At 39.8% G+C, this 26199-nt stretch carries 26 protein-coding genes; 3 read left to right on the forward strand and 23 right to left on the reverse strand.

Annotated elements, in window-relative coordinates:
* Positions 1–29 precede the first annotated feature (29 nt).
* Both B5Y67_RS23035 and B5Y67_RS23040 read right to left on the reverse strand, forming a co-directional pair.
* Positions 30–1097: a spermidine/putrescine ABC transporter substrate-binding protein gene (locus tag B5Y67_RS23035; protein ID WP_088228718.1), complete on the reverse strand. Its 1068-nt coding sequence runs from the start codon at positions 1095–1097 to the stop codon at positions 30–32.
* Positions 1098–1353: 256 nt separating this feature from the next.
* The gene (locus B5Y67_RS23040; protein WP_088228719.1) at positions 1354–1944 is read right to left on the reverse strand and encodes a cytidylate kinase-like family protein; all 591 of its coding nucleotides are present in this window, start codon (positions 1942–1944) and stop codon (positions 1354–1356) included.
* Positions 1945–2144: 200 nt separating this feature from the next.
* Between B5Y67_RS23040 and B5Y67_RS23045 the strand changes: the two genes are divergently transcribed.
* The gene (locus B5Y67_RS23045; protein WP_170932784.1) at positions 2145–3266 is read left to right on the forward strand and encodes a PucR family transcriptional regulator ligand-binding domain-containing protein; all 1122 of its coding nucleotides are present in this window, start codon (positions 2145–2147) and stop codon (positions 3264–3266) included.
* 313 nt (positions 3267–3579) lie between these two features.
* Here the strand turns inward: B5Y67_RS23045 and B5Y67_RS23050 are convergent, their stop codons facing one another.
* The 19 genes from B5Y67_RS23050 to B5Y67_RS23140 form a co-directional block, all read right to left on the reverse strand.
* On the reverse strand, positions 3580–3897 hold the full coding sequence (locus tag B5Y67_RS23050) for a type II toxin-antitoxin system RelE/ParE family toxin (protein ID WP_088228721.1): 318 nt from the start codon (positions 3895–3897) through the stop codon (positions 3580–3582).
* The gene (locus B5Y67_RS23055) at positions 3894–4199 is read right to left on the reverse strand and encodes a type II toxin-antitoxin system RelB/DinJ family antitoxin (RefSeq protein WP_088228722.1); all 306 of its coding nucleotides are present in this window, start codon (positions 4197–4199) and stop codon (positions 3894–3896) included. The genes B5Y67_RS23050 and B5Y67_RS23055 overlap by 4 nt, the downstream gene beginning before the upstream one ends.
* Before the next feature lie 707 nt (positions 4200–4906).
* Positions 4907–6205, reverse strand: coding sequence for an MFS transporter (locus tag B5Y67_RS23060; RefSeq protein ID WP_088228723.1), 1299 nt, complete (start codon positions 6203–6205; stop codon positions 4907–4909).
* Position 6206: 1 nt separating this feature from the next.
* Positions 6207–6632, reverse strand: a complete 426-nt coding sequence (locus B5Y67_RS23065) for a MarR family transcriptional regulator (RefSeq protein WP_088228724.1) — start codon at positions 6630–6632, stop codon at positions 6207–6209.
* A gap of 393 nt (positions 6633–7025) precedes the next feature.
* On the reverse strand, positions 7026–7367 hold the full coding sequence (locus B5Y67_RS23070) for a DUF2294 domain-containing protein (protein WP_088228725.1): 342 nt from the start codon (positions 7365–7367) through the stop codon (positions 7026–7028).
* 126 nt (positions 7368–7493) lie between these two features.
* On the reverse strand, positions 7494–8816 hold the full coding sequence (locus B5Y67_RS23075; RefSeq protein WP_088228726.1) for an amidohydrolase: 1323 nt from the start codon (positions 8814–8816) through the stop codon (positions 7494–7496).
* Positions 8817–8845: 29 nt separating this feature from the next.
* Entirely contained in the window at positions 8846–10549 is a 1704-nt protein-coding gene (locus B5Y67_RS23080) for an adenine deaminase C-terminal domain-containing protein (protein ID WP_088228727.1), read from the reverse strand.
* A 20-nt stretch (positions 10550–10569) separates the two neighbouring features.
* Positions 10570–11640, reverse strand: a complete 1071-nt coding sequence (locus B5Y67_RS23085; protein ID WP_088228728.1) for an ABC transporter substrate-binding protein — start codon at positions 11638–11640, stop codon at positions 10570–10572.
* A 4-nt stretch (positions 11641–11644) separates the two neighbouring features.
* Complete coding sequence (locus B5Y67_RS23090) at positions 11645–12712, reverse strand: ABC transporter ATP-binding protein (RefSeq protein WP_088228729.1); 1068 nt, start codon at positions 12710–12712, stop codon at positions 11645–11647.
* A 14-nt stretch (positions 12713–12726) separates the two neighbouring features.
* Positions 12727–13509 (reverse strand): ABC transporter permease, encoded by a 783-nt coding sequence (locus B5Y67_RS23095; RefSeq protein ID WP_088228730.1) that lies wholly within the window; start codon positions 13507–13509, stop codon positions 12727–12729.
* Position 13510: 1 nt separating this feature from the next.
* Positions 13511–14338 (reverse strand): ABC transporter permease, encoded by an 828-nt coding sequence (locus tag B5Y67_RS23100; protein ID WP_088228731.1) that lies wholly within the window; start codon positions 14336–14338, stop codon positions 13511–13513.
* A gap of 487 nt (positions 14339–14825) precedes the next feature.
* Positions 14826–16049, reverse strand: coding sequence for a penicillin-binding protein activator (locus B5Y67_RS23105; protein ID WP_170932785.1), 1224 nt, complete (start codon positions 16047–16049; stop codon positions 14826–14828).
* A gap of 127 nt (positions 16050–16176) precedes the next feature.
* Entirely contained in the window at positions 16177–16800 is a 624-nt protein-coding gene (locus B5Y67_RS23110; RefSeq protein WP_088228733.1) for a WYL domain-containing protein, read from the reverse strand.
* 519 nt (positions 16801–17319) lie between these two features.
* Positions 17320–18063 carry a DUF4367 domain-containing protein gene (locus B5Y67_RS23115; protein ID WP_088228734.1) on the reverse strand — a complete coding sequence of 248 codons (744 nt, stop codon included), beginning with the start codon at positions 18061–18063 and terminating at the stop codon, positions 17320–17322.
* A complete protein-coding gene (locus B5Y67_RS23120; protein WP_088228735.1) occupies positions 18056–18625 on the reverse strand; it encodes a sigma-70 family RNA polymerase sigma factor in 570 nt (189 codons plus the stop codon). Before B5Y67_RS23120 ends, B5Y67_RS23115 begins: the two co-directional genes overlap by 8 nt.
* Before the next feature lie 528 nt (positions 18626–19153).
* The gene (locus B5Y67_RS26070; RefSeq protein WP_242976092.1) at positions 19154–19309 is read right to left on the reverse strand and encodes a DUF4160 domain-containing protein; all 156 of its coding nucleotides are present in this window, start codon (positions 19307–19309) and stop codon (positions 19154–19156) included.
* Between the two features lie 25 nt (positions 19310–19334).
* The gene (locus B5Y67_RS23130; protein WP_088228736.1) at positions 19335–19604 is read right to left on the reverse strand and encodes a hypothetical protein; all 270 of its coding nucleotides are present in this window, start codon (positions 19602–19604) and stop codon (positions 19335–19337) included.
* Between the two features lie 380 nt (positions 19605–19984).
* Positions 19985–20278 (reverse strand): DUF2442 domain-containing protein, encoded by a 294-nt coding sequence (locus B5Y67_RS23135; protein WP_088228737.1) that lies wholly within the window; start codon positions 20276–20278, stop codon positions 19985–19987.
* Between the two features lie 13 nt (positions 20279–20291).
* A complete protein-coding gene (locus B5Y67_RS23140; protein WP_088228738.1) occupies positions 20292–20552 on the reverse strand; it encodes a DUF4160 domain-containing protein in 261 nt (86 codons plus the stop codon).
* A gap of 243 nt (positions 20553–20795) precedes the next feature.
* Here B5Y67_RS23140 and B5Y67_RS23145 point away from each other — a divergent pair, with 243 nt between their 5' ends.
* On the forward strand, positions 20796–21140 hold the full coding sequence (locus tag B5Y67_RS23145) for a PadR family transcriptional regulator (protein ID WP_088228739.1): 345 nt from the start codon (positions 20796–20798) through the stop codon (positions 21138–21140).
* A complete protein-coding gene (locus tag B5Y67_RS23150) occupies positions 21131–22432 on the forward strand; it encodes an FtsW/RodA/SpoVE family cell cycle protein (protein WP_088228740.1) in 1302 nt (433 codons plus the stop codon). The genes B5Y67_RS23145 and B5Y67_RS23150 overlap by 10 nt, the downstream gene beginning before the upstream one ends.
* Before the next feature lie 213 nt (positions 22433–22645).
* Here B5Y67_RS23150 and ppdK read toward each other — a convergent pair whose 3' ends face one another.
* Together ppdK and B5Y67_RS23160 are read right to left on the reverse strand one after the other, a co-directional pair.
* Positions 22646–25300 (reverse strand): pyruvate, phosphate dikinase, encoded by a 2655-nt coding sequence (ppdK, locus tag B5Y67_RS23155; RefSeq protein WP_088228741.1) that lies wholly within the window; start codon positions 25298–25300, stop codon positions 22646–22648.
* On the reverse strand, positions 25293–26102 hold the full coding sequence (locus B5Y67_RS23160; protein WP_088229058.1) for a pyruvate, water dikinase regulatory protein: 810 nt from the start codon (positions 26100–26102) through the stop codon (positions 25293–25295). Before B5Y67_RS23160 ends, ppdK begins: the two co-directional genes overlap by 8 nt.
* Between the last annotated feature and the right edge of the window lie 97 nt (positions 26103–26199).

Below are 26199 nucleotides of genomic sequence, written 5' to 3' on the forward strand. Positions count from 1 at the left end.
TTTTGCGTTAGCTATGCCTGGAAGATTAATTAGCCCTTAAATTCTGTCCAGATCCTATCAAATTGGCTCAAAGAGGCCCCCACATCGTTAAGAAGTTCGCTGCTTTTGATCTTGTCGAAGGGGATATTGCTGGCTGAGTTGTCAAGATAACTTTTCCCTAACAATGAATGGGCGGCTTTGTTGGGATTGGTATAGGGGTACTCGTCGGAAATTAATTTACTAACTGTCGGATCAAGGATGTAGTTGATGAACATCTCTGCTTCCTTTTCATGCTTGGTACCTTTAACGACACAGAGATTGTCAATAGTAAGTCCGGAAATGCCTTCTTTAGGCCAAATAACTTTGATATCCGGGTTCGATTTAATGGCCAGGGCAGCTTCGCCGTTGTAAATAAGGCCAATGGAGCACTCTCCGGAAATTAAGGCGGTTTTAGGACTGTCACTGTCGAACACCTTAATATTCGGTCTGAGTTTCTTCAACCAACTTTCCGCATCTTTAAGATCATTTTCATTGGTGTCATTTAGCGAGTGACCTGTCGCGAGCAAGGCAGCTCCGATGATGGGCCGCTCATCGTCAACAACGACTATCTGATTTTTGAATGAAGGATCAAGCAAATCGTTATAGCTGGTAATGGTCTTAGTCACCTTTTTGGTGTTGACCGCCAGAACAACCGGACTGGAAAGGTATGGAACAGTGTATTTGTTTCCCGGATCGTAATCACGGTTTAGAAAACTGTCATCTATGTTTTGGAAATTAGGGATATTATCCTTGTTAATCGGCTGAATAAGATTTTGGGCTATCATACCTTTAACAGCGTAATTGCTGGGTACGACGACATCATACTGTGAGAGCCCGCCCGCTTGTAGCTTAGCTATCATTTCCTCGTTAGAAGAGAAGTTACTCATCTTGACTGTGATGCCATACTTCTGTTTGAAAGAATCGAGCACTGACTGCGGGGTATACTCAGTCCATTGGAAAAAGTTAATTTCTTTAGTATTGCTCCCGTCACTCGTAGTTTTACTGGAACCGCAGCCGCCGAGAGATACCACTCCAAACGACAAGAGCACCACCATAACCAGGGATAAGATACGTTTCATAAAAGTTCCTCCTTACTTTGATTTAGAATAATATTCGTGTGGGTTATCTCTATATAAAAACTTAACAATAAATACAGTTGTTAAGCCAACACCTACGTCAGAGCAAGAAAAGGGGGTTGTCTCGCCTGTAGCGAAACAACCCCCTTGTTGTTATGAGATAAAAAAATCTAGCTCTAACAATTTGTTGCATCATTTTTGATATTTAACCAGAAATGCCCCATTGCATATTTTTTTGAGATTCTATCTTGAGATCCTGTTATTGCAAATTGAATCTCTTCCTTATAATTTCTACGAGCACATCACAGGTTCCCTCAACTCCCAGCAGACTGGAATCCAGCATTACATGCTTGAAGTCTTTATCTGACATGGAGTAGCCACAGTAGTGTTTGTGATATGCGTCCCTGGCTTTGTCTACAGCAGCAATCATCTTCTTTGCCTCGGCGGGTTGCATATCGAGTATCTCCACACAATTACAAAGTCTTGCGCTATAAGGTGCATAGATAAAGACATTAATAATATCCGTACAATCTTTGAGAATATAATCTGAGCACCGACCGACGATAATACACGGTCCTTTTTCCGCGAAATCTGTGATAATTTTTCGCTGAACAGCAAATATTTGATCCTGAATTTCGTTAGTCCCCATACCCAACGGGAAACTCATGTTGAAAAATGCAGATGATTTTGCGCTTTCCTCTTCATCACTGATGGTTGAAACCGGAAGATTCAGCTTCTTTGAGGTAAATTCCACGATCTCTCTGTCGTAATATTCAATGCCCAACGTTTCACTGACTTTTCGAGCAATTGGCCGGCCTAGACTGCCAAACTGCCGTGCTATTGTAACCACAAATTTTTGTCCCGTAGTTAATCATCCCTTTGGAGAAATCTTGTTTTGTTTATGTTAGTATTTTAGCACACACAAACTAAAATCCAATGGCCCCACGCTACAAACATTTCGCAGCTTTTTGTATTACCGGTACAATTAATTCTTTAATTAGTAATATTAGTATGATATACTCTAAAAAATCTACCAAGGAGGAAAGCCCTATGCGGACACAAGTAAAAACTTTATATGAGTCTGCAAAAACAAAATACATGCTGACCATCCTTGGTGGGCAAAGCGGATTGAACAATGCTGCTTCCTGGGTATATGTTACTGAAGATATTCAAACCGTTTCATTTTTAAAGGGTGGAGAGCTGGTTATTACCACGGGGCTTTTTACTCAAAATAACATTAATCTGTATAATTTCATCCGAACGATCGCTTTACACAATTGCAGCGGCATCGTGATTAATGTAGGTAAGTATATTATTAAGGAAGATATTACTCCAGAAATTATCGAATTTTGCAATATCAACGGATTCCCGCTCTTCACTATGCCTTGGGAGATCCATTTAGTGGACATTTTACAGGATTTCTGCAAACTCCTTCTATATGACAACAATTGGGAAAATCAACTCAGTTCAACATTTCAGAACGCCATTAATCAGACGCCGGTACAAGACAATACTCTCCGCACTCTAAATCAGTTTGGGTTCGAAACTATAGGGGATTACAGAGTTTTCGTAATCCGCAATTTAATGGAGACAACGATCATTACTTCTCCACTGAACAGCTACAGTCTGAAATATCACCTGTTCCAATATGACAATATGCACATTCTTGTCTATAATACGGCGCAGAAGCAGCTTTCCTTGGACAGGGTAATTACACTGATTTGTTATTGTGACAGTATTATCCTGGGTATCAGTGATACTGCACATTCTCTTGCCCAAATTAGTCTAAACTATAAACGCGCTCGCTTTTCTCTGGCTGCTGCAGAATTCTACCAACGGCAGTGTGTGCGTTTTGATGAGCTTGGATTGTTTCAGATATTTTTCAGTTTATCTGATCCAAGTTTGCTGGAAACACTTTTTCTGCAGCATCTGGGTAAATTGGAAAAATACGATCGCGATCACGATTCAGATTACATGAACACACTTCATATTTACCTCTTATCAGATTGCAGCCTGCTCGATACGGCCTCCCGGCTGCATACACATCGAAATACGATCGTCTACCGCATCCGGAAAATTAAAGAAATCCTTAATATTGAGCTGGACAATTCTTCGATTAAATTCAATCTTATGATGTCATTTTGTATTAAAGAATATCTTTCTATGTTGTAACTTATTGTTGATTGAACACAAATAGGGTACTATCCCTTAAAATTATTAGTGACTGTACCCCTACTCAATTGTATAAATAATGCCCACAAGCCCTTGGTATATAAGGCCTTGCGGGCATTATTTATACAATCTTTAGACTTGAGTTAATACGAATATTAATCACCCTAAACAATATATCAGCATATAAGTTTGTTTATGAACAATATTACTATAACCCGATTAATTTCTAACTACACATTTTCCTACACATGCGTCATAACGTATTTTCAATATTTTACCGCTCTTCGGCTCAAATTACCCGCATCTGAAGCCTTCATGAATCACGTAAACGCTTGGCTATATCGCTGGCACTGTACAAAACGTTTGTAATGATTACCCGCTCTTCTCTGATATGAAAGAATACAGAAAAGTTATCAACAGGCATTTGCCTGAGTCCCAGCGCACATTCTTCTTCTGTCTCCATTAACTTCACACGTTCTGGGAACGTATCAAGAGTTTCGATTGTGTCAGCTATTCTGTTATACTGTCCCATGGCCGCTTCCGGTGCCTGTAGCTTCTCCGCGATATAATTATAAATCTCCTCCATATCGGAAAGTGCCATGTCAGTTATCTGAATCTTATACTGCTTCATGCGTGTGTCTTCCGAAATCTCTGAAAGGCAGCAGATGCATCCTGCACATTACCTTTTTCGATATCGTTGTATCCTTCCTTTAACTTCGCATGAATTTCGTCCGTTGTCATCAAATCGGCATTTACGGAAACCGGTACTCTCGGCAGCGTTACAGCAAAAGGTATTCCGCCGGTCATTGAAATCTGCTTTAGATAAATATCTATCGCTGTGGACATAGGTATGCCGAGTTGTGAAAGGACTTCCTCGGCCCTTCTTTTTACGTCAGGATTAACTCTTAAATTTAAAGTCGTAGTTTTTTCCATGATAATCATCTCCTTTTAATATCATTGTAACGCTTTTGTCGTTACCTTTCAACAATATGCAGCTGTAGCTAGCAAAATAGACCAGTTGCAGTTTTTACCATTATAAACATCATTTTATAGAAGGTTTGTTCTTTAAGGGCAATAGCACCAGCATTCTTATTGGCGCAGTTGCAGCCCCAAAAAATGTTTTCCAAGATTATAAATTGACTAATCTTGCGTTTCATTATACCAAGGAGGGAATACAAATGTTCCATTTCCTAAACTAGCAAAAAGTCGACTTAACTTATGTTTTTGTCACATCACGACAAATATATACTGTGACGGAAAAAATACCCAAAATGATGAACAAATGAAAATGGGTATTGTCTTTGATAGAATTACCAAAAGACAATACCCTTCTTTTCTAGTATGAAACTGTCCAACCTTATTTGCACCAACTAGGCTTATTCCTACTATTTACCTTACTTCGATCGGCCTTTGTTGATAACAGCCGCCTGAGCCGCTGCAATCAAAATAGGCCATTCACTATTATGGAACACTTTATAATTATAACATCTTTTAAGATTTAGCATTAGCGATGTCCTCGGGGTGTAGCTCCTCTAAATTCGTAAGCAACTGCTTGGAGTATTCTTTCATGTAATCGCGTTACTGGAATAACTCAATCGCGACAGCGCCCGGCAATAGAGCTTAGCTTATATTAACTACGTCTATGGAATATCCTTCTCCAACATGGCTATTTCGACTTCGTTATCCACGAGCGCTCTCTCAATAATCTCATTACCAATCAGCGCTTCATCAAGCGTATTGCCAATAGCCACATTTTCTGTCGTTTTAACCAAGGCGGCTTTTCGCCCGTGGATATAGTGATAAAGGAGAATACACGCAATCAAAACAATAGACATCATCAAGTACATTCCGCGATACTGTAAAATTGGTATAAAGTAGCCCAGTATGTATGGTCCGAGGCCAACGCCTAAATCTTGAAAAATAAAGTTTGTGGAGATTGCCAAGCCCATCCGGTTCTTTGGCGAAGCTTTGATAGCAATAGCCTGAACGCTGGAGGATGTGGTGCCGTAACCAATGCCTAATAATGCCCCCGACACCAAAAGCAGAAAAGAAGTGTTCGCGCGCGCCAGAACGAAAAGTGCCAGAGCAATTATCGTGATTGCAGGATACATTACTATGTTTTCTCCTTTGCGGTCGAACATCCTGCCCGTAAATGGCCGTGACACCAGAACAAAGATGGCGTAAATGATAAAGTAAAAGCTGCCTGCGTTAACTAAATCTAGCTCTTTGGCATTTGTTGTCACAAAAGTGAGAATACTTGAATAACCCAGTGCGATGACAAAAGCAACCACAGAAATCGGGAGTGCCTTTATCTCAATAAAATTATGCAGAGAAAAATGCCGCCTGTTCTGATTTATTGCTATTTTGAGTTCAACTTTTGGAATTCTCACAAAAAACACCGCAATAAAGCTAAACGCCAGAAAGATAATGCATACCAGAAAATTATATTGGAATGACGCTCGATTGGCAATAAACATACCGATAAAAGGTCCTAGCGATGCTGCAATAGTCAGACTGAGCGCATAATATCCCGTACCTTCGCCTCTCCGCTCATCTGGGATAATTTTGGATACAATAGTTCCGGTCGCGGTAGAAGCAATACCCATAGCAAAGCCATTGAGCAAGCGGATAACCAAAAGGAAACCAATACTGTTTACGGGCATATACAGGCAAGTCGTCAACAAAAACAGAATAAATCCGATGTAAAGTGTTTTTTTCCATCCGATATAGTCAATATACCGCCCTGTAAGAAACCGGGCAAGGAGTACGCCTATAACAAATATACCTGACGCCAGACCGGCCTGGCTTGGCGTGGTATGGAATTTCTCAGTGGCAAAGATTGAGATGGTCGCCATAAGTAAATAAAACGTGAAATACAGAAAAAAGTTCGCTGTCGTGATGATTAAAAAGTTTTTGGTCCATAGCTGAGGTTTGTTCATTTTATAAGTCCTTTCCATTTATAATATTGAGCTGTATTTTAGGAAGCGCCGTATAGACCGCCAACTGTTCTTCTTTCGTAAGTCCGATAATCGCCATATACTCAAGTTCGGTTATTCGCTCCCTGCATATTTTGTATAAATCTTCTGCCTTATCAGTTAGCTGAATGACCTTCTTCCTCTGGTCTTTGCCGTCTGCCGTCTCTTGAATAAGCAGCATTTTTTCAAGTGCATGAACCCTGCGCGTAATACTTGGCTTTTCTATATTATAATAGCCGGCAATGTCCACGAGTGAAGACTTCCCATTGTTTTTTAGGTAAACAATAACCTGCCACAAGGAATAAGAAAGGTCATATTCACCGAGAAGTTCATTCAGTTGGTTGACAAGTGGCCGATATAGGCTGAAAAAACGTTGAAAAAATCCTTGCATTTGCGGCCTCCTTTAAAAATAATTAGTTACCTTAGGTAACCATATTACTCTGTACTTTCTTCGTTGTCAAGGATTATCTTATTTTGTCGGCACTTAAAATAAGCGACTTTGCTAAAAACATAGGGTGTTGGAGCCCAAAATCACTTGAGATTTTAGCTACCAACACCCTATATTTTGGTCTTGTGAAATTACTTCAAGCCCTTATTCTGCAGGCTTTTCACGCCTCTAACATAGCCTTCAGCGATAGGGAACCATTGAGTATTTATTATTAGCTTTTACATTTCCCTACTATAAACAATTACCTACTAAAGTAAAGTACAAAAAAATACACCCTTATATTCATAACAAAATATCAATAATGCTCGCTACACATTAATACCTAAAAAATAAGGATTATGGAGCTAGAATTATATTAGTAAATGCCCATTGAGTTGAAGAATCATAATCCCGTAACACCGCTATAATATTAAGACCCATTTCTTGTTCCAGCTTCTGTCTCAACATACTTTTAAATAACTTACTTAAATGAAAGTCCACTTCTTCCTTTAGCAAAGGGATCTCTCTCTCCAACGCTTCTGAACGTTGTGCCCGCCTATGCTTGGAACGAATAGTCAAGACATCCTCTCTTATATTCGCCTTCAATATGACAGTACCATAACCAAATAATTCTATAGAGACTTCATTATAGATATGACAAATCGTTTTTCTATTCTCAGTCGAATCAGTTAAGTACACTTTACCACCTGCTATCATTCGTCATCGTTATAATTCTGGCATAACAAAATTTTAACGATTTTTAAGCCCGAATTCAATGGGACGTTGCTAAAAGACAGCAGAAAATCCGGTATGTTGAACATTAACTCAATTCATTCCAGAGTAAATACATTCCATTTTAATTTTTAGATTTAGAGCCTTAAGTTCCTGTTGGATCTTTTCAATTTCGTATTCAATAAAGCATTTGTTCCTGACCAAAACCTTGCCATTAACAATCACCGTATCTACATTGCCAGCATTGGCAGCATACACAAGGGTAGAGTAATAATCGTAGATGGGTTGCATATTCACTGAGTCGGTTTCAAGAATCACCAAATCCGCTTTTTTACCCGGTTCTATAGAGCCTATTAAGTTATCGAGTTTTAACGCTCTGGCACCGCCTAAAGTAGCCATTTCCACGATGTCCCTTGCAGGAAATAGTGTCCTGTCATGGTTAAACAACTTGTGTATTTTAGCTACCAATGACATTTGATTGATAATATCCAGTGTATTTCCGCTCATCGGTCCGTCACTGCCAAGCCCTACCCTCATCTTTCTATTCACCATTTCCTTGAGAGGAGGAACACCTTTTCCCGCTTTAGCATTGGCACCGATATTATGAGCGATACCGATATTTCTCTTATCAAGAATATCCATATCATCCATCGAAACATGGATCAAGTGAGCAGCAATAAACCTTTCATTTAGTGCCGATAAGCTCTCAAGATATTGCACTGGGGTCATATTATACTCGTTTCGGTATTTCTTTATTTCATCTTCCATCTCCGCCACATGCATCATCATTGGAACATTGAATTTTTCAGCTAATGCGGAGGCCTTCTGAATATGAATACTGTCATTGGTATAAGTTGCATGAGGAGCAATAGCCGGTGTGATCAGATCATCCCCTAACCACTTTTCAATAAATTGTTCACCGACGTCTAAACCACCGTATGGTACTTTAGAGTCCGGAGATGGAAAATTAACCACAGTTTCTCCAAGGACTGCTCTAATTCCCATTTCCTTTGCCGCTTTTGCCACTTCATCCTCAAAGTAATACATATCTGCAAATGTTGTCACACCGGATAACAGCATTTCCGCAATACCATATTTAGAACCGAGTGACACCAGGTTCTTATCGACCAACTTTTTTTCTAGTGGGAAGATATACTTTTTCAGTCTATCTGCAAAATCATCTCCCAGACTTCTAAAAACCACCATTGCGGCATGGGTATGTGTATTTACCATACCGGGTATTAAGATGCCATTATTACCATCGATGACTCGGTCAGCTTTATATTTCTCATGCAACCCTTTGTCTCCTACTGCCTCTATGGCATCACCTTTAATAACCACAACACCATTTTCGAAGATCTTTTTTTCCGAATTCATCGTAAGTATAGATACATCTTTGATAATCAACCTATCCAAGAGAATACCTTCTTCTGACTACATTAATTTTATAAAAGTAAATCAACAAATTTCTGTTCGCTTACTTTGATTAAGCCTTGGTCGCTAATTTTTAAGGATGGACTGACAGGAAGGGTGAGAGTGCTCAGCGACATAATTTCATTATGATGCGTATAACCTAATTTCTTTAGAGCTTGTCTAACATCTTTTAACTTTTGGGCTAATATCTCTAGTGATTCTTCAGACAAAATACCACCGACCGGCAGTTCCAAGGCTGAAATGATTTCACCCTGATCTGCGACACAAATACCGCCCTGATGATCAATAACCCAATTCGCAGCTAATACCATATCTTCTTCAATTCTTCCCAGGATCATTAGATTATGACTATCGTGGGAATAACTACTGGCTACAGCACCACGCTTAAGTACATCTCCACCGACCAAACCGTAAGATCTTTGATTGTTTTTTCCATACCTTTCAAAAACTGCAATGAGACAATAGTTTGAATTTTGCCACAGTAAGTGATCTCGATCAACCTCAAACCAATCAAAACATTCCTCAGTAAACGTGCTATCGTTGTGCACATTGATGATTCTGCATAAAGTTCTAGTTCTATTATCGGATGTATATACTCTAAAATCGGATGAAGATAACCTAGAAAGCTTTATACTATTATAGAAATGAGCGGGGAAACATCGTTTTTGCTCTACAAATTCACAAGTTTCATTTCCAACCTTCACTCCACGCTTGAAAACTGAATGGATAATGAACTCATCCAGATCACTGAGCAATATAAAATCAGCAACTTTCCCCGGTGCTATGCTTCCTCTATCAGCTAACTTTAGTCTTCTTGCCGGTGTATAAGTGGACATATATATGGCCATTTCTGGCCTCATACCCATTTTAATTGACTTTTTTACTAACAGGTTTAAATGTCCTTCTACAAGTTTATCCGCCATTACATCATCTGTTACCAACGCAACATGATCATATAGATCATGTTGTATAACATAATCTATAATTGGCTGAGTTAAAGACTTTTCCTGTATTTCCATGAACATACCTTTTTGTATCTTTTCCTCAAGGGACTGAACAGTCTGTTGAGTATGATCTCCATCTACACCACAGAAAATATACTTTGAAAGTTCCAAACCAGAGATTTTGGGACAATGTCCTTCGATAACAAGTTCTGGCCTTTTCTCCTTGATTATCGAAATAATCTTGTTAATTTCGGAATCCCGATTTTCCACTAAATTCCTAAAATTCATTACTTCTCCGAGACAGAGCACATCTTTCCTTTGAAGGAGTTGTTCCACTTCTTGTACACCGATGTTTCCGCCTGAAGTTTCCATTTCAAAAGAAGTCGAAGGAACAGAGCTGGGAATGCCATAAAATATATCGATGAGCTCGTTATATTTCATATCCATCATAACTTCTATTCCTTCTAGTCCAAATACATTTGCTATTTCGTGCGGATCTGCCAAGACAGTTGTTACCCCATGTGTAATAACTGTCTTGGCAAATTGTATCGGCGTCGTCATGGAGCTTTCAATGTGCATGTGCATATCTATCAATCCTGGAATAAGATACATTTCGTTTCCGTCGATTACATTTTTTGCATTTAACTGCATACCGCCTGCCTCCGATATATGGAGAACTCTTCCCTCGAAAACAGCCACGTCCTGATAAAAAAATTTCTTAAAGTATGCATTATATACGTGCACATTTTTAATAATCAAGTCTGCATCCATGCCTGGCCCTCTTTTATAATTTAGTTATTAAACAATCTATTCCATTGATCAATCCATGTCTTTGACTGCTTGTTTACAAAGCTATAATCTAAAGTATTTGCCTTATTTACAGCCTCACCATAGGATAAGTTTGCAGCATCCTTTTCAGATAACTTAACATCCACGTTGATCGGTGAATCACCGACATTTGGAGCAGTATTCGATTGGACTTCTGCACTTAACACATAATTGATAAACTTAGTTGCCAATTCTTTATTTTTAGAGTTCTTAGTAATGTTAATGGTGTTAAAATTGAGGAACGCTCCCTCTTGCGGATCAACATAGACGGCATCTGGCATTGCTTTTTTAAGGGAACCTACCACGTAATCTGCAGCAACTGCTGCTGTAATTTCACCATTTGAGAACATATTGACCAAATCAGATGATTTGGTGTAGGTTTTTACCACATTTGGCTTGAGAGCCTCTAATGCTTTAAAAGCTGCAGCACCATTGTCACTCTTTACATCTGAACCCGCATCTAATCCAGCTGCGAAGATCATGGAAGGCCCAAAGGTTGTCGTGATATCAGGAATTGCGATTTTTCCCTTTAAGTCTGCTCTCCATAAATCCTTCCAGGAAGTAATTTTCCCACTCACCGCTTTGGGGTTATAAACAATCGCTGTCCGATTGAGAGTATAAGCAGGGCCATAACCCGCATCAACAAACTTTTGTGCTACAGGCAAAATCTTTTTAGCATTAGGTACTTTACTATAGTCTATTTTTGCAAACAACCCATCATCAATGGCCTGTTGCGAGTAAGCTTCTGCTAAATACATTACATCTACCGTACTGTTTGGATTATTTTTTAGCTTTGCTAGCCTTTCGTCATTATTTCCGGTTTCAACAACGATCTTTACGTTATTGGCTTTTTCAAAAGGTTCAACAACATATTTCATGTACTGGTCCTGATTTAATCCCCAGGTTGATACGACTAGCTGTGTTGGAGTTCCTGCATTACTGGACGTGTTATTGGATGAGCTTGTTTGAGTACCGCAGCCAGTAAACAGAGTCGTTACCATAAGAGCTGCCAAAACTAATGCTACTTTTTTCATTAAATTAATCCTCCTTTGATTTTAGGATAAGTACTTTATTAGATGGCAAATGCAACTTTACCTTATCCCCTTGATGATACATGCGTTCCTTACTGCTGTTGACGATCATTGCCCCCACTTCCGTGTCCACACTGTATTGATAATCTTTGCCAACAAAGGTTCTTACTTCAATACTTCCTTGAATCACATTATCAGTCTGATTGCTGTCACTTGGCAGCAGTTCAATATTCTCGGGTCTTATGGTTCCAGTAAACACTTCTTCTCGGTCTGAATATGTTTCTTCCTCATCAATATGTATTGAAATACCACTATCCGTTAGAAATATGCCATTTTCTTGTTTTTTAAGAGAAAAGAAATTTTCAAACCCAATAAATCTGGCAACAAACTCTGTCTTAGGACGGGAATATATCTTTTCCGGCGAATCATACTGCTCAACAACACCTTTATTCATCACTGCCACCATATCCGAAACAGAAAAACATTCCTCTTGGTCATGAGTTACGAATAATGTTGTTATACCCATCTTTTGTTGAATTTTTTTGATTTCCACTCTCATTTTAAGACGCAGCTTTGCATCAAGATTACTAAGCGGTTCGTCTAAGAGCAGCAAATCCGGTTGAATGACCAAAGCTCTTGCTAACGCCACTCTTTGTCTTTGTCCTCCTGACAGCTCCTTCGGATATCTTTTACTATAGGCTGATAAATCCACTACCTCCAAAATTCCTTCAACGGATTCCTTGATTTCTTCCTTACTCGTTTTACGCATTCTCAGCCCAAAGGCTACATTATCAAACACAGTCAGATGTGGAAATAATGCGTAACTTTGAAATACCAATCCAAAATTCCTTTTATGAACGGCTAACCTTGTATAATCACTGCCATTAAATATAAATTCTCCTGCCCGCGTATCTATGAAACCGGCGATAACCCTGAGAGTCGTGGTTTTCCCACATCCGCTAGGACCAAGCAGTGAAACAAACTGACCTTTTTCTATATTCAGATTTAACTTTTTTAAGATATCTGATTTTCCATCATAGGAAACACAGATATCTTTCAAATGGATTAATGCCATACTTTTCCCCCTACTCATTTTGTGAAATGACTAAGACCTAAAGTTTTTTCTATAATAAACATAATTAATACAGTCATAGCCATAAGGATCACCGACAGTGCAGAAATTGCCGGATCGTAGTTGTATTCCACATAGCTCATCATACTAATAGGCAATGTGCTCACTCCAGGTCCTGTTAAAAATAACGAAGCAGGTACATTATTAAAAGAGTTAATGAAAGCCAACATGAATGCCGCTATTACACCCGAAGTTATATTGGGAAGAACAATTAAGAAAAAAGCTCGCAGCTTCGTAGCACCTAAGCTCACCGCCGCCTCTTCTATGGAAAAATCAAGATTATCCAGACTCGATCCTATAACGCGAATGATATATGGAATGACAATAATCACATGACCAATCAGCAAGCTTAAAAAAACCCCAAATTGCAATTTAATGATTAGAAAACGAAAAAAAGCAAAGCCAAGTACCACTCCTGGTACAATAATTGGTGAGATAAAAATATTTTGAACAATATTCTTTCCGCGATAATTCTTCCTGCTAAGTGCATAAGCGGCAGGTATACCTATAATAAGAGCAATAAGTGTAGCGAGAACTGCAACCTGGAAACTAATACCCAGTGTTGTCATAAAGGTTTCCGACTGAAATACCATAGCAAACCATCTAAAGCTGAAACCTTTTGGCGGAAAAGACATAATATTACCCGAGTTAAAGGCTGTGGCGCCAATTATTAGCAAAGGCCCACATAAAAACACATAAACCAAGATAACAACCAAGACCAAAATCTTATTATTTTTCAAGCTATACACCTCTTACATAGAATCTTGAGGCTACTTTGTTAATACTAAACATCACTGCAAGTGTGATCAGTATCATCACCATTGAAAGAACAGATGCCTGTGTCCAATCGCTCAACGTCATGGCTTTCTGGTACAATAGCGTTGCGAGGACCGTATTTTTATTACCTCCCAAAAGTTGGGGGGTTGTATATGCCGTAAAAGTACCTGTAAATACCAAAACGCTTCCAACAATCATTCCAGGCACACTTAGAGGAAAAATTATCTTAAAGAAAGCAACAACCTTGTTTGCGCCCAAGCTTTCTGCCGCTTCAACCAAGTCATCCTCAATACTGTCCATAACCCCTACCATAGAGATGATCATTAAGGGTAAAAAAAGATATACAGAACCTACAATAATCGCTGATTCTGTATATAGAAACATATGAGGTTCAGTAAACAGATGAGCAGAAACAAGCAACGAATTGACAATACCATTCCTGCCCAATATCGTCATCCATGCAAAAGAACGTACAACTGAATCTGTTAGTTGTGGAAATATTGCAGCAGCAAGTAATAACCCTTTAATCTTAGGACTGCTTTTAGCCACATAATAGGAAACGGGTACCCCAAGAAGGATACAAATTAGAGTCGTTATAATACCAATTCGCACCGTCCGCATAAGTATACTCATATAATAGGCATCTTTAAAAAAAATAATATATCTGCTTAACGTTATTCCTTGATCACCCTTTAATGTAGGAACGATGATCATTAGAATGGGTACAAATAGAAAAAATACAACCACAATAAGTCCTGGTATAAGCAATAAATAAATACTTTTAGCCTTCATTTTTTAGTTAAATCCTTTCTCTTAAATGTGGCTAATTATCTCATAGCCTCGTTGTCGAAGTAAGATGAAATCAGTCGAATTTGTCGTCTATCAACACTTTTTAGTTCTCAATTAGCCTATAAAAATGTGTAAATAAAAAAGAAAGTGTTTTTTGTTAGTATAAAATATCTAACAAAAACACTTCCCTCTGTAAACAAAGTAAAATGTATCCGTTACAAAGTGAACCTCTTATCCCTTAAGATAGATCAAAAGAGATCGAGTTAGAATTCACATAAATTTCTTTGCTAATCATGGTACCAATATTAGTTCAAAGAGTCAATAGTCTCACTCAGATTTTCTATCCGTTCGTAACTACATAGAAAATAATTAGTTTCATATAGAAGCCATGATCTTGTGTGAGATTATGCTGTGATTTATATTCTCAATATGCTCATTGATCATTTTCAAATCACCCACACCCTGTCCCCTTGTTCTAATGTTTAAAACGTTAATTCTTTTTTTTGCACTTCTGAGATTCGATGATGGTTTTATTTACCGAAGTAAATATTACCGTGTATAGTTGATAGAATTTGTAATAACCAAAACGACGGTCGCCGTTTTCATCTAAGGCTAGTACACCGCTAAGGCCGCAAAAAGCATGCTTGCCAACATAGCTATTGATTTCCTGTATGTCTGCGGATGTCCCCTTCTCCAGATAAGCACAGCCCAAAAGCCATAGACCGTCAAAGACGCTGACGGAACTTTCTTTAGACGGTTCGGCCGGCTGTAGTTTGTTGTTGAGCACCGCATAGAGTGGGGTAAAATAGTCGCCGTAAGGCGTATAGTCCGGCGCCGTATAGCTGAGTTGAGCCGCTTTGGCAGCCGTTTCCTGATCAGCCTGGAGCGCATGGGACAAGGCTGAGCCGTCGGAACCGTACCAGCGAACTCTCAGCAAGGTGCTATCTGCCGGAATATCTTTGAGCACAGTGACAATTTCATCATAGGAAACAGCCAAAACGGCCGTTTCGGAGGAGATACCCTTTTGCACGGTCTGCCCAGCTTGCTGCAACAAAGCGGAGAAATCCGGATGAGCAGGATTATAGGCCAAAGGCGTTACCTTTCCTTGAAAATTGCTCTGAAAACTCTTGACTAAGTCCTGACCATAAGTATCGTCGCGATAGAGGACCACGACGTTCTTTTTGCCGTCCTGCTGCATCAGTTTGGCCAAGGCTTTGGTTTGAGCGGCATCATTCAGCACCAGCCTGTAAATGCGGTCTTTCGTGCTTAAAGAGGGTGCCGATGACGTCGGGGAAATGACGATTGCGCCTGCGGCATCAACGAGCGGCTTGACTTCAGCCAATTCCGAACTGCTGATCAAGCCGATAATGTTCTTGATGCCTTGGCTCAGAGTTTTCTTGATTACCGCCGCTGCTTTATCCGGGTCGCCGGCCGTATCTTCCACTACCAGTTCCAAATGGAGATCAGAGCCGCAGGACTCGGCATATTGGTTAAAGTGCTCGGCAGCATAGCGGAGAATTGAGAGCATTTCTTGGCCGTCATGGGCCAGATCCCCCGTTAGGGGCAGCAGGACAGCGATTCGGACATTTCCGCCTTCTTTGGCGACAGTCCATTTAATGGTCTGAATGATCGGCTTTCCAAAACCGGGGTTGACGTATTGCCCCAAACACCGCCAGTTGTAGCCGTCCCCTTGAGATTCGATCTGGTAGAGCATAAAGCGTGCCCCGAGGGTATCACCGTTTTCATCCATGACATTAATGGCGGCGCTGGCGTTGCGGTAACGCTGTGCTGTATCAACAATCGTCTTTTTCAGAGAATCAATATCCCTCTGGGCGGTTTCTCTATAGGTTTCGGCAAGCAGCCAAAGGCACGCTAGACCAGCTGTACTTTATACTTCGGCTATAAAACTCTTCGAGATATCCCTTTTCGAATGTATTCTTGCAAACTTCTATAGAATCTATTCTGTCAAGCCTGGATATTATGCACCTATTCTGCAAATCATAGGACACTAGATAAAATCTCCCGCAGCTTATGTCATACCGTATTTTATACGGTTTCAACAACGGTCTATTATCAACTTTCGTTTTGGCTGCCGGAAGAATATAATCTAGTCTCACATATCTTCTTTCATGGATTGCCTTTAATATTTGGCAGAGTACCTGCTCCTCAATGACAGGATGAAAATGTAGATTTTTGTATTGAAAATCATCCCTTAATGCCAAATCCATTCTTCTCTCATACCTTGCATAGTCCTTTAAGCTTTGTTCAACGTAGTACCCATCTCTATCCGTCTTTATAAATTCAGTTTCAACATACTGTTGTATTCTTCTGATTTCATAACTTATCTTCCTTGAACTAAGCTTTCTCTTTTCCCCTAAACCTTCTCTTGAAAAACATCCATAAAGGAAGACATCCCTAAGTATTGACCTTATGATGTTATAGTGCTTAATAAAATCGTTAAACAATAGGAGCCCTCCTTAAGATGAATTAATTCGATTGCAACAGGGATAAACCTATATTAAGAGTGTAAACTAAACCAATAATGTTTCACAGACAAAAAGCTTGCTATAATTAGAATTTCAATCTCTCGCAGCAACTTGCAAGTTGATACTTATTTTGATTCATTATTCAATCTTAATATAAGCAAATTAAACCAAATACAAAGAACATCTTCGATCTCAGCAGAACCTTCTTTGTCTTGACAAAATAGCATAACTTATTCCTCTAAACCACCGTTCACATATAAAAGAGATAAACTCAAGCCCATTAGAGCTTGAGTTTATCTCTTTTATATAGAATATCCGTTCAATTTTAGACCAATTAGCTTTTTTACTATTTTGGAACACTATAAAACTATTTATATTCACTTATTTATTAATGTCAAAATATCCATACTGCAACATTATAATTTCTTAATTATTTATCACTTTACCTTCATGCTTTTAAGAACTGCAACTAAGAATCCAGAGAACCATGACAAGAAATCACCTCATGGATTCGGCTATTTTTATTAACGTGTCTCGATCAGCGCTACTGCAAAAAATTCTGAACCAATACCTACCATCAGACCAGTTGATAAAAAGAGGTAAAGAGCTTTTTGTTTGCAAAACAATTAAACCATCGTTTTCACCAATTTTTACCTTCTCTACAGTATATCCTTGGTCAGAACCAACCATAGTTACGTCAGTTGCACTTGTTTCCCTGATATCTAGTAATTCAGACTCTGCAGAAATTGTTCTTCCTGAACCATCCAGGGTAAGGAATTTCTGGGTAACCCTGATCGCAACCGTTTCAGCCGATCCGAAACGACCGACTAAAGTAGGAGTATCATCGTTTATAGTTATTCCTTCCGGAAGGTAGGTTGGAAGTTTGATTGGGATTTTAGCAATTTGTTTTGCATGGGAAAGCGTTGTTGGCATGAACAGGTCAGGGGTTATTTCTGCTACCTTCTCACCAATATTTTGCACAAACGTTATTGTAAACGTACCCACCCCATTTCTCAGAAGCCAAGATTTCTCAGCATCATCTGCAAACGCAGAAGTTATCGAACCAAGTGGTATCGCAATAGCTATTAATAGCACTGTGGCCATTAAACCAACTCTACGTAGATATAGTCGCCTATTTCGTCTAAATACATGCTTCTTTTGAATACTCGCCCACAAATGTTGTGGTATCTCAATACCGTCTACAGCCCTATGAAGCCCTGCTCTAACAAAGTTTTCAGTCATGATAGACACCTCCTAATAGTTCCACTGTCTTAGGGAAAATCCTTCGCAACCCTTCCCGTCCTCTATTCAGGCGAGATTTTACAGTGCCCAACGGAATATGTAGCGTTTTTGCAATTTCATCTTCACTTAGGTCTGCATAATATCGAAGTACTAAGGGTACTCGCAATTTAGGTGAGAGCCTTTGTACTGATTCCCAGATTTCAATGCACAGTTCTTTACTTACAGCTGCAGTTTCTGGATTGTTTGCTGAAGGCGACCATTTTTCGGGAATTTTGTCCGTTGGAATTGGCCATCTTATCATCCTTCGCGTCAAGCGCATTGCTTCATTAATAAGTATGCGATAAAACCATGCCCGAAATGGTTCACCGTCTCGAAAGCGCTTTATGTTCTGAAAAACCTTTAAGAAGGCTTCTTGACAGACATCCGTAGCAACATTCGGGTTTTTCACCAGAATCAGTGCTGTCCCATAGGCAAATTGAATGTGTTGTTGATAGAGTTCTGCAAATGCCGCCTCATCATGATTTTTACATCTCCGAATTAATTCTATCTCTGCACTAGGCATTTATGAACGATTCCCCCCTTGTTTAAGGACTCACTAATAATACACTTACTAAGTGGATTTGGTTCCAATCTTTAGAAAATCTTTTTAAAGGCTTTATATTTATCAGTCACTTGAAACCCGTTGTTCCATCGGATTAGAAACTCTGTTGAGTATCATAAATCTATATTTCGAAACTAATACCAGGGGTTTCCTTCCCTCAAGAAATAAAATATAGCAAATTAGCCGGCAATAAAAATAGGGCACTGTCCCCTAAAGATTTGGTGACAGTACCCTTCTCTATATTTTTACAGTTGCCTACAAACCATGTATATAAGGCTTTGGCACCTATATTAATGCTTACATATGCCTTACTTTGATTGGTCCTTATTGATAACCGCTGCCTGGGCGACAGCAAACACTTTAAGACCAATCCCATTTTTCACTATTACGGAACACTTTTAGCAATAGAATTTAATATCGTTAACTTTAAAATGATTCTTCCACTCTGCGCAAATCATGAAATATTGGGCAGCGATAATATCGGATAACTCATTCAACTCTTTTTGAGGTATCCTGCTTCCATATATTAGCAATGATACATCCACCGGAGGCTGTTAGCCATATCTTAGTAGCATTAGCACTCGGCTTTCCTTTTCCGACATGAACATGAATCGCCTCATTATTTTCATTCGACCAAAAATACACCAGTTATTCGCCAATACGAAACAAACTAGGCAATCTGGATACCTTCCGCAGCAGCATACTTATACAAGAGATGAGCATTGCTATGCAGGAATTGGCTAAAGTTCTCAATCTCTTTATCTGAAAATCCGTCTCTCTTTATCCAAGTATAAGCAGGTAACGCACATCTGGCCACATCAAATCCGCCTTCTTTCGGACGCTCGAAATGAACTTCCAAACACTGCATGCCATCTTCTTCAATGAGGTGAGAATGTGTTATTTCAGTTTCATCCGCCAAAGTCATATATGGATACATCATGGGCACTAACCCCCTTACTTTTTAGGCCTATAGTATACCACAAATTGGATTTCTTTGTTCATTGGAGCAGGTATGCATCCTTTAAAAATTGTCTTATCCTTTAAAATAATAGTTTTCAATCTTTCCCGTCAAACTCCCAGTCCCTTCTTCAGCCTCTAAACCACTTTTATATAGAATATCCGTTCAATTTGACTTGAAAAATTAGGTTCCCGGCCTTACTTTGATTGCCCCTTGTTGCAAACGGTCGCCTGAGCAGCAGCTATCAAAAAAGACCTATCTCATCTTTTGGCATATTGGAACACTTCTTGCAGCCGTTAACTCCAGCCACATTCTGAACAAGTTACTACGAACAAGAAGAAAGTGGTTTGTGCCTCCGATAGCTATTTAAATAGACCGACAGGTTCCTCGACTTCAGGACAAGTTCTATAAAGTTCTAAAGGATCAAGATCTAAACACTCTGTTTCGTCAAAACTGCCTTTTATATCCCAAGCTAAGGTGTTATTTAATACCCTGCACGTTCTCACAAATTTCCCTTTATCACTTAACTGTTTAAAGATTCCCTTGCTAACTAATTCTTTTGCATCAAACAATTTAATACTACCATCATCAAAATAAACATATACCTTATATTCTTCGGTAGGAATAACCTGAATTACTTCCGGATAATAGTTCATAAATCTTTCACCTCTATACAAGCGGAGCTATTTTATTCAAGGATTCCATTGCTCTAGCTAATTCCCAGTTTTGCATAAGCTCGTCTCTGTGGATTTCATTCCAGGCAAGGACAAGCTTTAACTGCCTTTTCGGAAATCCACCTTCGAGAACTCTTCCATTAATAATGTCAATCAATGCGTGATTTCCGTTATATTCTGCATGAAAATGTGGAGGAACATGATCACTCCAATTCATAGTTATTCTAATACCGTAGAATATGCTGATTTCTGGCATCGCACCAACCCCTAATTATAATATACATATTGTACCATTTATCAATATATAAATAAACTTCCTATGTATATCCGGATAAATCCTTAATATCGATCGTTCCTAACTAATAACTCAACACACTAGCAAGCTGTGGCATATTAATTATTATCTATACTATTGCATAATAGCGAAAACCTTCTTATAATAATACCTAGATACTCGATGCATATATGGGCGATGTATTTTGAAAGAAGGAGTGAATTTATGCAGACAAATAATGAAATGCTTAAAGGTACTACAGTAGTTTTAGTTTTAAGTATGCTGAACCGTGAGCCTATGTATGGCTATCAAATGATTAAAGAAATTGAAAAGGAATCAAACAGTATCTTTAGTTTTAAAGAAGGGACACTTTACCCTATTCTCCACTTATTAGAGTCAAAAAATATGATTGAATCTTACTGGTGGGGTAACGAAGGCAGCAGACAAAGGAAATACTATCGTCTAACCACCAAAGGAAAATCTGAATTAAAAGAAAAACAGCAAGAATGGGATATATTCCGTTCAACGGTCGATAAGATTTTAACGGGGGAGGTTTTTGCATGGAATTAGATCCCAATAAAAAAATCAAAGATTATATAAGCGGGGTATGCTCACAAATAAGATTTCGTGACATTCATCAAGATGTAAAACTGGAACTTGAAGCTCATATCCAAGAAATTTCAGAAGAACTTTTATCACAAGGATTTTCCGAAAAGGAAGCTGTCGAGAAGGCACTTGCTCAAATGGGGGATGCTGACATTGTCGGAAAACAGCTGAATAAAGTTCATAAACCGAAGCCTGAATGGAGCGTCTTACTATTTTCCTTTCTTTTTATATCTATAGGATTATTAGCATTGTATTTAATCCAGAGAAAGGGGTTTCTTACTTATCATATCCAAATATTTGGAAACAGTTTACTCTTTTCATTTATGAGTTTAATTTCAATTATCGGTTTGTACTTTTTTGATTATAGAAAGCTTGAAAGATATTCCAAATATATTTATCTAGGAACCCTTTTAATTCTTACTTTTACTATTTTATGGGGAAATCAAGCAAATGGTAGTAAGAGTTGGTTAACTCTAGGTCCATTTAACATTAACGTTGTAGCAATTGGCCCATTACTATTTATGGTGGCCTTATCCGGAATCTTTAATAAATGGGACTGGGACAACAATTTTAAACTCCTGCAAGGTTTGGTCTTATTCGTAGTACCATTGATTTTAATTTTAAAGGCACGTCCTCCAATTTCAACGGGATTTATATATAGCATAGCCAGTATAGTTATTATGATAGTATCAGGTGCAAAACTTAAAAAACTCTTCGTATTAGTTGGTTCATTTATGACTTTACTTATCCTATCTATTGTTACTGAACCTCGAGGATTAGAAAGAATCCTTGCATTCTCAAATCCTGCGGCAGATCCACTAGGAAGTGGGTATTTAAACATCCAGTTGAATAAAATAATTTCAAATTCAGGGCTTTGGGGACAAACGCTCACCTTCGATCCCCATGTATTACCCGATCTCCATACAGATTTCATTTTCGCCTTTATCACCTATACTTTTGGTTGGATTGCAAGCATCTTACTTATTACTTTTATTTTTATATTTCTAATTCGTATTGCGAATATAGCGCGCCAAGTAAAGCATAATTATGCGAAGTTATTAATAAGTGGTTTCATATCTATTCTAGCAATGCAGTTTTTATGGAATATAGCTATGAATTTAGGGCTGGCACCAATAAGCGGCTTGGGATTACCTTTTATAAGTTATAGTGGTTCACAGCTTATCATTGATTCAGCAACTGTTGGGATCATATCAAGCATTTATCGCAGAAAAAATATTTCTCAGAGCTACAATTGAATCATTAACGTTAAATGCGGGAATCTGAAAAATGCTAATATGGCACATCCTGAATAGCTCTTTTATATATAAGAATGGTCTAAGATTTGGAATTAATAAGAGGGTAATGTCTCGTAAATTAAGAGACATTACCCTCTTGTAGATCCATACAAGTCTTTCAAGGCCTCAGCATATTAATCCTGTCATAGTTTCGACCTAAGTATTTATACCATACTACTTCGATAGGTCCTTGTTGCTAACCGCGGCCTGAGCAGCTGCTAAACGTGCAATCGGAACCCGGAACGGAGAACAGGAAACATAATTCAAGCCTACGAGATGGCAGAATTCCACAGAATTCGGCTCCCCACCGTGTTCACCGCAAATTCCCAAACTAATATCCGGGTTAGAACCTCGGCCGAGTTTCACAGCCATATCAATTAACTTCCCAACTCCGTCGCGGTCAAGTACGACGAAAGGATCTGATTTCAGGAGGTTCTTTTCCAGATAAACGGGCAGGAACTTACCTTGAGCATCATCACGGGATAAGCCCATAGTCATCTGGGTTAAGTCATTCGTACCAAAGGAGAAGAAGTCGGCCACTTTACCGATTTCATCTGCCAGAAGGGCAGCCCGCGGCACCTCGATCATAGTTCCTACGTGATATTTAATTTGAACATTTTGTTCACTCATTACCGCTTGAGCCGTATCGTCAACCAGTTTGCGCATCATCACAAACTCTTCTTTGCCCATAGTCAGCGGAATCATGACCTCAGGATGAATATCATAACCTTCCTTGACCAGGCGCGCACTGGCTTGGAAAACGGCTCTTGCCTGCATCACTGTGATTTCGGGGAAGGAAACTCCCAAACGGCAGCCGCGATGGCCTAACATGGGGTTAAGCTCGGAGAGAGCACGGACTTTGCGTAATAAACCCTCTTTTTCATTTAAAGCTTTTAGGTCACTCTTAGACATACGAAGTTTCGTAATCTCAACAATCAGCTCTTCAGAGTGCGGCAAAAACTCATGCAAAGGTGGATCCAAGAGACGAATGGTTACAGGGAAGCCTTCCATCGCTTTTAAAATACCATAGAAGTCTTCTTCTTGCATAGGCAGTAATTTAGCCAGAGCAACTTCACGTTCTTCCAAAGTTTGAGCCAGGATCATTTCCTGCACGATGGGAATCCGTTCAGGATCCATAAACATATGCTCGGTTCGCGTAAGGCCGATTCCCACGGCGCCAAAATTCCGGGCATTAGTTGCTTCGGTCGGAGTATCAGCATTGGCCATAACTTTCAAGCGAGAAATTTCATCAGCCCAGCTTAAGAACTCTTTAAACCCTTCGCTTAATTCCGGATCAACCATTTTAACCTCGCCTTTAATGACTCGGCCTGTTGCCCCATCAATTGAGAAAAGAGTTCCTTCAGGATATTCAACACCGTCGATAGCAACCAGCTTTTGGGCATAGTCAATTTTTAAAGCATCACAGCCGCAGACAGCCGGTTTTCCCATATGACGGGATACTACCGCTGCATGACTAGTCATACCGCCGCGGCTGGTTAAAATTCCTTGAGCCGCCAAAATTCCGCGGATATCATCAGGGGTTGTTTCAGTACGGACAAGAATAACCTTTTCGCCTAATTGTCCTAAACGTTCTGCCTCTTCAGCGCTAAAAACGATTTTGCCGGAAGCGGCACCTGGTGAAGCCGGAAGACCCTTGGCCAGAATTTGGAGTTTTGCTTCACCATCCATCCTGCGATGAAGCAGATGATCCAGTTGCTGAGGTTCTATGCGCATGACTGCTTCTTCTTTCGAAATCATACCCTCATGGTAGAGATCGACTGCCACTCGGATAGCTGCCGAAGCCGTTCTTTTCCCATTGCGGGTTTGCAGCATATACAACTTGCCCCGTTCAATGGTAAATTCAATATCCTGCATATCACGATAATGAGACTCGAGACGTTGGGAATTTTCTACGAATTGTTTGTAAATATTTTCGTTTTCTTGGGCTAAGGTAACGATAGGCTGGGGCGTACGTATCCCTGCTACCACATCTTCACCCTGGGCATTCATCAGGTATTCCCCGTATAAAGCCTTCTCCCCGGTCGAAGGATTGCGTGTGAAAGCGACCCCGGTTCCTGAATCTGATCCCATATTGCCAAAGACCATGGACTGTACGTTAACAGCCGTTCCGATATCGTGGGGAATATTATTAATGATACGATATACATTGGCCCGGTCGTTATTCCAGCTTCGGAAAACGGCTAACACGGCCAGTTGCAGCTGTTCTTTCGGATCCATCGGAAAAGGCTTTCCTGTACTGCGAAGAATTTGCTTTTTGTACTCGCCAACCATCCATTTAAGGCTTTCGGGGGAAAGCTCCGAATCAAAACGAACTCCCTGTTTATCCTTAGCAGTCTCTAATATTTGTTCAAATAAGTAATGTTCAACCTCAAGGACCACATCGCCGAACATTTGAATAAAACGACGATAGCAATCCCAGGCAAAGCGCTCATTTTGCGTATTAACAGCCAAGGCTTCCACAGTATCATCATTCAAACCAAGGTTAAGTACGGTATCCATCATGCCCGGCATGGAGAACTTTGCTCCAGACCTTACCGAAACAAGAAGCGGATTTTTCTTATCGCCAAAGAGCTTTCCGGTCGCTGCTTCAACCTCAGCCAAGGCCGGCCAAACTTGATCCCAAGTCCCATCCGGAACATTTTCTCCGTTGGCATAATACCCATTGCAAGCCTCCGTGGTAAGTGTAAATCCTGGAGGCACCGGCAGCCCAATTTGGGTCATCTCCGCTAAGTTAGCGCCTTTTCCTCCCAACAAGTCGCGCATGGATGCTTTCCCTTCTCGGAATAAATAAACATACTTCTTAGCCATTTCGCTCCCCCTTAAACAATATTTCTAACACGATGCTCGCAGTTTCTTCAACTGCTTTGCCTGTTACCTCAACGATTGGACAGCCTATACGCTTCATAATCCCCCGCGCATACTCTAGTTCCTGCATAATTCGCTCTAGGTTTGCGTAATCTGCCGAAGCACCTAAACCGAGAGTTTTTAAGCGCTCAGTACGTATCTGGTTCAAAAGTTCTGGCCGTAGAGTCAAACCAATTATTTTCCGCGGCGATATTGCATAAAGTTCATCCGGAGGAATTACTTCCGGAACCAACGGAATATTCGCTGCCTTAAGTCCTTTATAAGCTAAATACATACTCAGAGGAGTCTTGGAGGTTCGAGAAACCCCAATCAATACTACATCCGCATAAAGAACTCCGCGGGGATCTTTCCCGTCATCATATTTGACGGCGAATTCAATGGCCTCAACTTTCCGGAAATACTGCTCATCCAAACGATGAATAATATTAGGAGTATGAGTAGGTTCCATACCCGTCTGCTTAGAAAGAGCCTCAATCAGGGGGCCCAAGATATCCACCGTTTTCAGTCCTCTCTCAGCCGCTCTTCGCTCTAAATAATCTCTAAGACCTTTCAATACCAAGGTATAGACTAGAATAGCCTCTTCCGCCACAGCTTCTTCTAAAATTTCCTCCAGATGCGCTTCATCCCGTACATAGGGAACCCTTCGGATTCGAGTTTTTATACCGACAAATTGTGCTGCAGCCGCTCGACCTACAAACTCGGCCGTTTCACCGAGGGCATCTGAAATTACATAGATTACAGGCATTGGGCCCGTTACGTCCACACGACTACACCTCCGTCTTATTCCTGATTTTCATAAAGACCCCGCCTACTCCTGATCTCTGGATATGTATCGCAACCCA

Origin of the sequence: Desulfosporosinus sp. FKB (assembly GCF_002196705.1) — a bacterium.
In the GTDB taxonomy this organism is placed as follows: Bacteria; Bacillota; Desulfitobacteriia; order Desulfitobacteriales; family Desulfitobacteriaceae; genus Desulfosporosinus.